Annotated in this window: 10 protein-coding genes and 1 pseudogene; 8 read left to right on the top strand and 3 right to left on the bottom strand. The window is 64.9% G+C overall.

What is annotated here, in order from left to right:
- The 3 genes and pseudogenes from FJ548_RS29490 to pcaD all read right to left on the bottom strand — a co-directional run.
- A pseudogene (locus tag FJ548_RS29490) lies at window positions 1-436 on the bottom strand (protocatechuate 3,4-dioxygenase subunit beta); the annotation flags it as partial.
- Window positions 429-833, bottom strand: a complete 405-nt coding sequence (gene pcaC / locus FJ548_RS29485; protein WP_140779760.1) for a 4-carboxymuconolactone decarboxylase — start codon at window positions 831-833, stop codon at window positions 429-431. The gene pcaC and the pseudogene FJ548_RS29490, both read right to left, overlap by 8 nt.
- Window positions 826-1,638: a 3-oxoadipate enol-lactonase gene (gene pcaD / locus FJ548_RS29480; protein WP_140760549.1), complete on the bottom strand. Its 813-nt coding sequence runs from the start codon at window positions 1,636-1,638 to the stop codon at window positions 826-828. Before pcaD ends, pcaC begins: the two co-directional genes overlap by 8 nt.
- A gap of 93 nt (window positions 1,639-1,731) precedes the next feature.
- Here pcaD and pcaQ point away from each other — a divergent pair, with 93 nt between their 5' ends.
- The 8 genes from pcaQ to FJ548_RS29440 all read left to right on the top strand — a co-directional run bounded on the left by pcaQ (window position 1,732) and on the right by FJ548_RS29440 (window position 9,834).
- Complete coding sequence (gene pcaQ, locus FJ548_RS29475; RefSeq protein ID WP_140779759.1) at window positions 1,732-2,649, top strand: pca operon transcription factor PcaQ; 918 nt, start codon at window positions 1,732-1,734, stop codon at window positions 2,647-2,649.
- A 142-nt stretch (window positions 2,650-2,791) separates the two neighbouring features.
- Window positions 2,792-4,108, top strand: a complete 1,317-nt coding sequence (locus tag FJ548_RS29470) for an ABC transporter substrate-binding protein (RefSeq protein WP_140779757.1) — start codon at window positions 2,792-2,794, stop codon at window positions 4,106-4,108.
- A 21-nt stretch (window positions 4,109-4,129) separates the two neighbouring features.
- Window positions 4,130-4,873 (top strand): ABC transporter ATP-binding protein, encoded by a 744-nt coding sequence (locus tag FJ548_RS29465; RefSeq protein ID WP_140779756.1) that lies wholly within the window; start codon window positions 4,130-4,132, stop codon window positions 4,871-4,873.
- The gene (locus FJ548_RS29460; protein ID WP_140760542.1) at window positions 4,870-5,595 is read left to right on the top strand and encodes an ABC transporter ATP-binding protein; all 726 of its coding nucleotides are present in this window, start codon (window positions 4,870-4,872) and stop codon (window positions 5,593-5,595) included. Before FJ548_RS29465 ends, FJ548_RS29460 begins: the two co-directional genes overlap by 4 nt.
- Window positions 5,592-6,488 (top strand): branched-chain amino acid ABC transporter permease, encoded by an 897-nt coding sequence (locus tag FJ548_RS29455; protein ID WP_140779755.1) that lies wholly within the window; start codon window positions 5,592-5,594, stop codon window positions 6,486-6,488. The genes FJ548_RS29460 and FJ548_RS29455 overlap by 4 nt, the downstream gene beginning before the upstream one ends.
- Window positions 6,485-7,558, top strand: coding sequence for a branched-chain amino acid ABC transporter permease (locus tag FJ548_RS29450; RefSeq protein ID WP_140607384.1), 1,074 nt, complete (start codon window positions 6,485-6,487; stop codon window positions 7,556-7,558). Before FJ548_RS29455 ends, FJ548_RS29450 begins: the two co-directional genes overlap by 4 nt.
- A gap of 2 nt (window positions 7,559-7,560) precedes the next feature.
- Window positions 7,561-8,346 carry a coniferyl-alcohol dehydrogenase gene (locus FJ548_RS29445; RefSeq protein ID WP_140760823.1) on the top strand — a complete coding sequence of 262 codons (786 nt, stop codon included), beginning with the start codon at window positions 7,561-7,563 and terminating at the stop codon, window positions 8,344-8,346.
- Window positions 8,347-8,388: 42 nt separating this feature from the next.
- Window positions 8,389-9,834 carry an aldehyde dehydrogenase gene (locus FJ548_RS29440; protein WP_140779753.1) on the top strand — a complete coding sequence of 482 codons (1,446 nt, stop codon included), beginning with the start codon at window positions 8,389-8,391 and terminating at the stop codon, window positions 9,832-9,834.
- Window position 9,835 lies beyond the last annotated feature (1 nt).

The following is a 9,835-nucleotide window of genomic DNA, read 5'->3' as shown; positions in this document are numbered from 1 at the left end:
CGTAGCCGCCATCCTCGCCCGATAAGGTGCGGCCACAACCGCCGAAATTCGGGTCGAGCGGCGCCAGGTAACCATCCTTCTTGTGGCGGTAACGGCCGCCGGCATTAGCCTGCCAGAACTCCAGCAGCACGCCGGGAACGCCAACGCCGCGTTCGTCGATCACCCTGCCATGGACGATGATGCGCTCGCCGATGGCGCTCTCACCCGGCCTTGCGAAATTGTGGACGAGGTCGTTGTCCAGTTCACCGAGCATGGCATGGCCGAACACCGGGCCCGATATCTCCGACAGCGTGTTGTCGAAGGACAGCAGCGCCTTCTGCGGCGAGCGCAATACCGAGCTCTTGTAGCCCGGCGTCAGCGCCGGCGGGTGCCACGTTCGGTCGCGCTGGAAGAAAGCGCCGGTCTCGGGCACCCGGTTCGAGCCGGACTCAGGCATTCTCGGCTCCATCCATTTCCGAAAACACGTCCTTGGCAATTCTGAAGGCCCGGTTGGCAGCCGGCACGCCGGCATAGATGGCGACATGCAGGAACGCCTCGCAGATATCGTCGCGTGTGGCGCCGGTGTTGGCGGTTGCGCGCAGATGCAAGGCGACCTCTTCATCATGGCCAAGCGCCGCCAGCAGCGCCAGGGTGACGATCGAGCGCTCGCGTTTGCTGAAGCCCGGTCGCGACCACACCGTTCCCCAGGCGGCCTCGGTGATCAGTTCCTGAAACGGTTGATCGAAATCGGTGGCGCCGACCTCGGCGCGGTCGACATGGCGGTCGCCGAGCACCGACCGTCGGACGGCGAGACCCTTCCGATATCTGGCTGTGTTGCCGGGGACTTCATCCATGGGTTTCTGCTCCAGGGGCAAGCGATGCGACAAAACCGCGGATCAGCGCGACCAGCGCCTCCGGCTGTTCGATGCAGGGAATATGTCCGGCATTGCGGATGATCTCGAAACGCGCGCCGGGGATCAGATCGGCCAGAGAGCGGACAAGATCGGGAGGCGTCGAACCGTCCTGATCGCCGGCGATGCAGAGCGTCGGCACGGCAATGCGGCGCGCGCTCTCGGTGAAATCGGCGTCGCGAACAGCCTTGCATGTCCCGATATAGCCGGGCAGCGCCTGCCTGGTCAGCATGTTGCGGCAACCGGCAAGGTCGGCGGCGCGGGCGGCATGGAAATCCTGCGTGAACCACACTTTCATCACACCGTCGGCGATCGCGTCGATGCCGAAGCGCTCCACGGCCGCAATGCGGCTGTTCCAGCTTTCGGCGGTGCCGATCTTGTGGGCGGTGTCGCTGAGGATCAGACCCTCGACACGTTTCGGATGGCGGGCATGGAAGCCCTGCGCGATCATGCCACCGACCGACAGACCGAACAGCACGACCTTGTCGAAACCGAAATGGTCTACGAGGGCGCAGAGATCGTCGACATGGTCGTCAATCGAACGGACGCCGTTGCCATTGTCGGAAAGGCCGTGACCGCGCTTGTCGTAGACGAGCAGAGGCATCTCACCGGCCAGAATCGTAACGACCTCATCCCATATCCGCAGATCGGTGCCGAGCGAATTGATGAACACGACCGGGGGCGTCTTGCCTTTCGCCTCGACATATCGGTGGTGCAGCGTGATGCCGCCAATGGTGACGAATGGCATGGGTTCGATCCTCCATCTCCACATTGCACGCCGCGTTTGGTTCGGTAAAATGATATTTTGCGCCATTTCATTAACTCAAGGGTTATCAAATTCATGCCCGACAGCCGCATCCGGTTCCGTCATCTGCAAGCATTCCTGGAAGTCGCACGGCAGGGCAGCGTGGCCCGTGCCGCGGACTTCCTGCATGTCAGCGCGCCGGCGGTGACCAAGACCCTGCGCGAACTGGAGGAGGCGCTGGGCGTGGCCGTCGTCGAGCGTGACGGGCGCGGCATTCGCGTCACAAGGCTTGGCGAAATCTTCCTGGACCATGCCGGCTCGGCGATAACGGCGTTGAAGCGCGGCGTCGATTCCGTTCGCCAGGACGGCGCCGTCAACCGCCATCCGATCCGCATCGGCGCGCTGCCGACAGTGTCGGCGAAGGTCATGCCGCAAGCCATGAGCCTGTTCCTCAGGGAAAATACCGGGGCGGCGATCAAGATCGTCACCGGCGAGAACGCCGTGCTGCTTGAACAATTGCGCATCGGCGCGCTCGATCTCGTTGTCGGACGGCTCGCGGCGCCCGAAAACATGACCGGGTTCTTCTTCGAGCACCTCTACTCCGAGCAGGTGCTGTTCGTGGTGCGGGCCGGGCATCCGTTGCTGGAACCGGGAGCCGACATCTTCGCGAGGCTCGACGAATTCCCGGTGCTGATGCCAACTCGGGAATCCGTCATCCGCCCCTTTGTCGATCGCCTGTTCATCACCAATGGCATGACCGCGCCGGCGATGGAAATCGAGACGGTTTCGGACTCCTTCGGCCGCTCCTTCATGCGGCAGAGCAACGCGGTGTGGATCATCTCGGCCGGCGTGGTCGCCAACGAGCTCGCAAGCCGCGCCTTCGTCGCCCTGCCGGTCGACACGGACGAAACCAAAGGACCGGTCGGCCTGACGATGCGCACCGACACCGCCCCCTCGCCCGCCTTCATGATCCTGCTGCAAACCATTCGCGAGGCGGCTAGGCCTGATGCCTGAGCCCCAGGACGGTTCGAACCGGGCTCGGCTGCGGCGCGGAATCTCCTAACCCAGGAGTTAATAAAACACCGCAAAATATCATTTTACTGAACCAAACCGCAGGTGCACTGTACCGACCGAGGAGCACAGAGGGAGGAAACGCATGACCCATTCCATCGGCAGCAGATCCATTGTTCGTGGCGTGTCACGGCGCCAGTTCATCGCCACCTCGATCGCCGGTGGCGCGGCATTCGCGCTTGGCGGCAAGAGAGCCTTCGCCCAGGCAGGCGACACGCTCAAGGTCGGCTTCGTCAGCCCGCGCACCGGGCCGCTGGCAGGCTTTGGCCAGACCGACGGTTACGTGCTCGACCTTGCCCGCAAGGCACTGGCCGGCGGCCTTGAGATCGGCGGCAAGAAATACAGCATCGAGATCCTCGACCAGGATACGCAGTCGGATCCGTCACGAGCCGGCCAACTCGCCAAGGACCTGATCAACAACCAGGCTATCGACCTCATGCTGGCGGTATCGACGCCCGAGGTGATCAATCCAGTGGCCGACGCCTGCGAAGCCGCCGGCGTGCCCTGCCTGTCGACGGTCATGCCGTGGGAAGCCTGGTATTTCGGCCGTGGCGCGAAGCCCGGCGCGCCCTCGCCGTTCAAATGGACCTATCATTTCGGCTTCGGCGTCGGCGAGTTCTTCAAGACCTACATTTCGCAATGGAACCTGATCGAGACCAACAAGAAGGTCGGCGTCATGTATCCCAACGACGCCGACGGCAACGCCATCCGCGCCAATCTCGCGCCGCTGCTGGCCAAGCAGGGTTTCACCATCGTCGATCCCGGCGCCTACGAAACCGGCACCACCGACTATTCCTCGCAGATCGCGCTGTTCAAGCAGGAAGGCGTCGAGATCTTCAACTCCTTCCCGATCCCGCCGGATTTCGCCGCCTTCTGGCGCCAGGCGGCGCAGCAGGGCCTGATCAGGCAGATCAAGATCGCCCAGGTCGCAAAGACCGGCCTGTTCCCATCGGATATCGAGGCGCTCGGCGACCTCGGCATGAAGATTTCGAGCGCCGCCTACTGGCACAAGGCCTTCCCCTACAAATCGCCGCTGACGGGCGTTTCGGGGATCGAACTGGCCGACGGCTATGAGGCGGCGAGCGGCAAGCAGTGGACACAGCAACTCGGCGCCTCGATGTCGCTACTCGACGCCGGCTTTGAAGCGTTGAAGGCGAGTACCGATGCAAAGGACAAGGCGGCGGTGGCGAAGGCGCTGAGCACGCTCAAGACCGAAACCATGATTGGCAAGGTCGACTTCACCAGCGGGCCCGTGGCCAATGTCTCGCCTGGTCCCATCATCGGAACGCAATGGGTCGCCGCCAAGGAAGGATCGAAGTTCCCGCTCGATTATGTGGTGACCGAGAACGCCACCGATCCGAAGGTTCCGGTCGGGGCCAAGCTTCTTCCTTACAACGGCTGATGGACCGCTGACGAGGATCGCGTGGTGACCCATCCGCAACAACAGGCGATCCTCAGTGCCACAGCTATCCACAAGCGCTTCGGCGCGCTCGTGGTGCTGGATGCCGTCGATTTCGCCATGGCAGCCGACGAAGCCGTCGGCATTGTCGGCCCGAACGGCGCCGGCAAGACCACGCTGCTCAGCGTGCTTGCCGGCGCCTTCCCGCCCAGTTCGGGCACGGTCAGCTTCAAGGGCGGTGATGTGACGGCGCTGCCGGCGACAGGGCGTTGCCGGCTCGGCCTTGTGCGCACGCACCAGGTGCCGAAACCGTTCAGCGGCATGACCACTTTCGAAAATGTCTTCGTCGCCGCGTCGCATGGCGCCGGGCTCGGCCGCGACGAAGCCTATGAGGAGGCGCTCGGTTCGCTGAGACTTTGCGGCATGCTGGGCGTTGCCAACCGGCGAGCCGAGACGCTTGGCCTGCTCGACCGCAAGCGACTGGAACTGGCGCGGGCGCTGGCGGCCAGGCCGATGCTGCTGCTTCTGGACGAGATCGGCGGCGGCCTGACCGATGCAGAAGCGGGCGAGCTCGTCGACACGATCAAGGAGTTGCGCCGGCGCAAGATCGGCATCGTCTGGATCGAGCACATCGTGCACATCCTGCTGCAGGTGGCCGAGCGGCTGATCTGCATGGACGCGGGAACGATCATCGCCGACGGCGATCCGCAAACGGTCATGGCCGATCCGCGGGTGGTCCACGCCTATCTCGGCGGAGGCCCGAAATGAGCCTGCTGTCGGTCGAGAACCTGGTTGTCCGGCACGGCCTGCTGCAGGCGGTGCGCGGCGTGAGCTTCAGCATCGAGCGCGGCGAGACGCTGGCGCTGGTCGGCGCCAATGGCGCCGGCAAGACGACGCTGCTGCGGGCGATTGCCGGCGCGCACCAGCCCGCCGCCGGGCGGGTGCTGCTGGACGGCGCCGATCTTACCGGCGTGCCGCCGCATAGGCGCGTCGGCATGGGCATCGCACTGGTACCGGAGGGGCGAAAACTGTTCGTGCAGATGACGGTTGAAGAAAACCTGCTGCTCGGCAGGACCGCTCGCCGGCCGGGCGACTGGAGTGTCGACAGGGTGCTGGAGATGTTCCCAAACCTGAAGCCGCGCAGGCATGCCCAGACAGGCCATCTCTCGGGCGGCGAACAGCAGGCGACGGCGATCGGCCGGGCACTGATGAGCAATCCGGACGTGCTGCTGCTCGACGAGGTTTCGCTCGGCCTGTCGCCGGCAATCGTCGACCGCGTCTACGCGGCGCTCCAGGGGCTGATCGCTTCCGGCACGACGATCATCCTGGTCGAGCAGGATCTCAACCGCGCGCTCGCGGTCTCCGACAGGGTCATCTGCATGCTCGAAGGGCGTGTCGCGCTCGAAGGGCCAAGCAAGGAGGTTTCGCGCGACGAGGTGACAAAAGCCTATTTCGGTCTGCATCGGAAAAGCGGGAACGTTCCGGCATGAGCAACCAGATCATCCAGGGCATTCTGCTCGGCGGCTATTACGCGCTGATCGCCTGCGGTCTGTCCTTCATGTTCTCAGTGATGCGCATCATCAACCTCGCCCATGGCAGCCTCGCCGTGTTCGCCGCCTTTGCGCTGTGGCTGCTCGCCTCGCGATTCCATGTCTCGCCATTTCTGGGCCTGCTCATCGTGCTGCCATTGATGGCGGCAATCGGCTGGGCGCTGCAGCGCTTCCTGCTCGAGCGCAGCGCGCGCGGCGGCGCGCTGCTGCCGATCCTGACCACGTTCGGCCTCGCCATCGTCGTCGACAACATGCTGTTCGAGCAGTTCGGCGCCGACACGCGTTCGCTGGCGCCCTATATCGGCAGCCTCTCCTACGATTCATGGGAATGGCCGGGCGGCATCTATGTCGGCAAGCTCGCCGTGATCATGTTCGCCACCGTGGTGATCCTGCTTGGCGGGTTGCAGCTGTTCCTGACCCGCACAAGGCTTGGCCGTTCGATCCGCGCCACATCGGAAGACCCCGACACCGCCGGGCTGGTCGGCGTCGATGCGCGCCGCGCCAATGCCATTGCAGCGGCCATCGCCATGGTCACGGTCGGCCTTGCCGGCGCCTTCCTCGGCATGCGCGCCACTTTCGATCCCTATGCCGGCGCACCGCAATTGCTGTTTGCTTTCGAAGCCGCGGTGATCGGCGGCGCCGGTTCGCTATGGGGAACGCTGATCGGCGGAATCGTGCTGGCGCTTGCCCAGACACTCGGCGCGCAGGTGCATCCGCAAGGCTTCCTCATCGGTGGTCACGCCGTCTTCCTCGTCGTGCTGTTCGTGCGGCTGTCCGCCTCGGGCCAGGGCCTGCGCGGCCTGTTGCGCTTGCCTTCCCGGAGAGCGCCATGAGCGCCTCCGCCCCCATGCCAGTCATCGAGCGCGGCACGACGACGTCGCGGATCGCCGCGATCGCGGCCACACTCGTCATCGCACTGCTCGCGGTCGCGCCACAATTCCTGTCGGCCGGCGCGGTCGACCGCATGACGGCGCTGTTCATCTATGTGATCCTGGCGGCGATGTGGAACGCGCTGGCCGGCTTCGGCGGGCTGGTCTCGGTCGGGCAGCAGGTGTTCTTCGGGCTCGGCGCCTATTTCGCCATCCGGCTGGCCGATGCCGGGCTCAACCCTTTCGCCGCGCTTTTCGTTTCCGCAATCGTTGTCGGCGCGGTTTCCTGGCCGCTGTCGCTGTTCATGCTGCGGCTCAAGAACGGCGAGTTCGCCATCGGCATGTGGGTGATCGCGGCCCTGACGCATCTCCTGGTCAATCTCGACCGGCTGGTGCAGGGCGAAACCGGCACCTCGCTGATCTCGCTCAATGTCTACGACGCCGGCACCAGGCGGGTGACGATCTACTGGCTGGCGCTGGCATCGATGACCGCCCTGCTCGCCGTCCTTTTCGGCTTGCTGCGCGGCAGCACGGGGGCCGCGATCCGCGCCATCCGCGACAATGAGGATGCCGCCGCTTCGGTCGGCGTGCGCGTCACCGGCACCAAGCGGCTGCTGTTTGTGCTCGCCGCCTTCGGGATCGGCATTGCCGGTGCCTTGTGGCTGGCGACCTCCATCACCTTCCAGCCGAAGACCTACTTCAACGTCCAGTGGACCGCCTACATGATCTTCATGGTGCTGGTCGGCGGCATCGGCACCTTCGAGGGCGCCATTTTGGGCGCGCTGGTGTTCTTCCTCATCGAGACATGGTTCGGCGGCACCGGCGTCTGGTATCTCGTCGGCCTCGGCGCCACGGCGGTGCTGTTCTCGCTGTTCCTGCCGCGCGGCCTGTGGGGAACGATCGAGGAGCGCTTTGGCCTGCGCCTGCTGCCGGTCGGCTACCGCGTCAGGCTTCCCGAGAACCCGGCAGCGCCGGCCGACGATGGCATTGCATCTTCGACGCGGCAAACCACACAGCATCAGGAGAAGGCATGACCATGCTTTTCGGCAAGACGATCCTCATCACCGGCGTCGCCTCCGGCATCGGCGCACGCACGGCGGAACTCGCCGGCCAGTTCGGCGCGGATGTGATCGGCGTCGATGTGCGCGAGCCGGCTGCATCGGTCGGCAGTTTCGTCAAGGCCGACATCTCGTCGAAGGCGGGCGTCGACGATCTCATCGCGCGCCTGCCGCGGCGGCTCGATGCGCTTTGCAACGTGGCCGGCCTCTCCGGCAATACCGGCGCGGTGTCGACGCTGGCCGTCAACTTCTTCGGGCTGCGTGCACTTTCCGAAGGCCTCGCGCCCAGGCTTCGCGAAGGTGGCGCGATCGTCAATGTCGCCTCGATCGCCGGCTATGGCTGGCGCGCCAATCTCAACCGCGCCGCTTCGATGGTCGGCATCGAAGGCTTTCCCGACGTCGCCAAGGTGGTAGCCGATCACGCGGTCAGAAACGAGGAAGCCTATCCCGTTTCAAAGGAATTGCTGCTCTTGTGGACCTTTCGCGCGGCGCATCAGGATCTATTCAAACGCCGTGGCATCCGCGTCAATGCTGTGAGCCCAGGGCCGGTCGAGACGCCGATCCTGAAACAGTTCCGCACCGTGCTTGGCGATGCCCGCGTCGACAGCGACATTGCCAGGGTCGGTCGCGCCGGAACATCGGGCGATATCGCGCCCGTCGTGCTGTTCCTGTGCTCGGATGGCGCGCGCTGGATCAATGGCGCCAACGTGCCCGTTGATGGCGGGCTCGAAGCATCGATCAATGCCGAAGCGCTCGGCTTCTAACACGCTACTTGTAAGGCTCCATCGAGAGCGAGGGAGAGAACAATGGATATCGGACTTCTGATCGACGGCGATGAAAGGGCGGCAACAGGCTCGGCTTCCTACGAACGCCTGGACCCTTTCACCGGCAGGCTGGCGACACGCGCCGCCGCTGCCAGTGTGGCCGATGCCAACGCAGCCGTCGAAGCCGCTGCCGCCGCTTTTCCGGCATGGTCGAAAACCGGCCCCGGCGAACGCCGCGCCTTGCTGTCAAAGGCTGCCGATGTGATGGCCTCCAAGGTCGATGAATTCACCAGGCTGATGATGGAAGAGACTGGCGCCACTGGCCCCTGGGCCGGCTTCAATGTCATGCTGGCAGCCAACATGCTGCGCGAGGCAGCCGCCATGACGACGCAGATTTCGGGCGAGATCATCCCCTCCGACAAGCCGGGGACGCTCGCCATGGCAATCCGCCAACCCGCGGGTGTATGCCTCGGAATCGCGCCATGGAACGCGCCGGTCATCCTCGGCACACGCGCCGTGGCGATGCCGATCGCCTGCGGCAATACGGTGGTGCTGAAGGCCTCCGAACTATGCCCCGGCACGCACCGGCTGATCGGCCAGGTGCTGGTCGAGGCCGGGCTGCCGAAGGGCGTCATCAATGTCGTCACCAACGATCCGAAGGACGCCGCCGCCATCGTCGAGACACTGGTCGCGCACCCGGCCGTCAGGCGCGTGAACTTCACCGGCTCGACCAAGGTCGGCCGCATCATCGCGGAGCTCGCCGGACGGCATCTCAAGCCGGTGCTGCTCGAGCTTGGCGGCAAGGCGCCGCTGATCGTGCTCGACGATGCCGACATCGACGCCGCGGTTAATGCCGCGGCGTTCGGCGCCTTCATGCACCAGGGCCAGATCTGCATGTCGACCGAACGGCTGATCGTCGATGAAAAGATCGCCGACGAGTTCGTGGCCAAGCTTGCCGCCCGTGCTTCGAAACTGCCGGCCGGCGATCCGCGCGGCCATGTCGTCCTGGGCTCCCTGATCAGCAGCCAGGCGGCCGACAAGATGGAGGAACTGGTCGCCGACGCGCTCGGCCAGGATGCCTCCCTGGCGGCGGGCGGCAAGCGCAGCGGAACTGTCGTGGAAGCGACGGTGCTTGATCATGTCACACCGTCAATGCGCGTCTACGCCGAAGAATCCTTTGGGCCGGTCAAGCCTGTCATCCGCGTCAAAGGCGAGGACGAGGCGGTGCGCGTTGCCAACGATACCGAATACGGCCTGTCGTCGGCGGTCTTCAGCCGCGACATAAGGCGCGCCATGGCGGTCGCCGCCCGTATCCAGGCCGGCATCTGCCATATTAACGGCCCGACCGTCGGCGACGAGGCGCAGATGCCGTTCGGCGGCATGAAGGGCTCCGGTTATGGCCGTTTCGGCGGCAAGGCCTCGATCGCCGAATTCACCGACCTGCGCTGGGTGACGATCGAGGATCCGGGCCAGCATTATCCGTTCTGAC

This window comes from Mesorhizobium sp. B2-4-17 (assembly GCF_006441275.1).
GTDB lineage: Bacteria > Pseudomonadota > Alphaproteobacteria > Rhizobiales > Rhizobiaceae > Mesorhizobium.
This window is presented reverse-complemented; position numbering and strand designations above follow the sequence as displayed.

What these genes read in the sequence shown, in the direction of transcription:
- FJ548_RS29460 (WP_140760542.1), top strand. Translation starts at nt 4,870, where the DNA reads ATGAGCCTGCTGTCGGTCGAGAACCTGGTTGTCCGGCACGGCCTGCTG.
- pcaD (WP_140760549.1), bottom strand. Translation starts at nt 1,638, where the DNA reads ATGCCATTCGTCACCATTGGCGGCATCACGCTGCACCACCGATATGTC.
- FJ548_RS29440 (WP_140779753.1), top strand. Translation starts at nt 8,389, where the DNA reads ATGGATATCGGACTTCTGATCGACGGCGATGAAAGGGCGGCAACAGGC.
- FJ548_RS29470 (WP_140779757.1), top strand. Translation starts at nt 2,792, where the DNA reads ATGACCCATTCCATCGGCAGCAGATCCATTGTTCGTGGCGTGTCACGG.
- FJ548_RS29450 (WP_140607384.1), top strand. Translation starts at nt 6,485, where the DNA reads ATGAGCGCCTCCGCCCCCATGCCAGTCATCGAGCGCGGCACGACGACG.
- FJ548_RS29455 (WP_140779755.1), top strand. Translation starts at nt 5,592, where the DNA reads ATGAGCAACCAGATCATCCAGGGCATTCTGCTCGGCGGCTATTACGCG.
- FJ548_RS29445 (WP_140760823.1), top strand. Translation starts at nt 7,561, where the DNA reads ATGCTTTTCGGCAAGACGATCCTCATCACCGGCGTCGCCTCCGGCATC.
- pcaC (WP_140779760.1), bottom strand. Translation starts at nt 833, where the DNA reads ATGGATGAAGTCCCCGGCAACACAGCCAGATATCGGAAGGGTCTCGCC.
- pcaQ (WP_140779759.1), top strand. Translation starts at nt 1,732, where the DNA reads ATGCCCGACAGCCGCATCCGGTTCCGTCATCTGCAAGCATTCCTGGAA.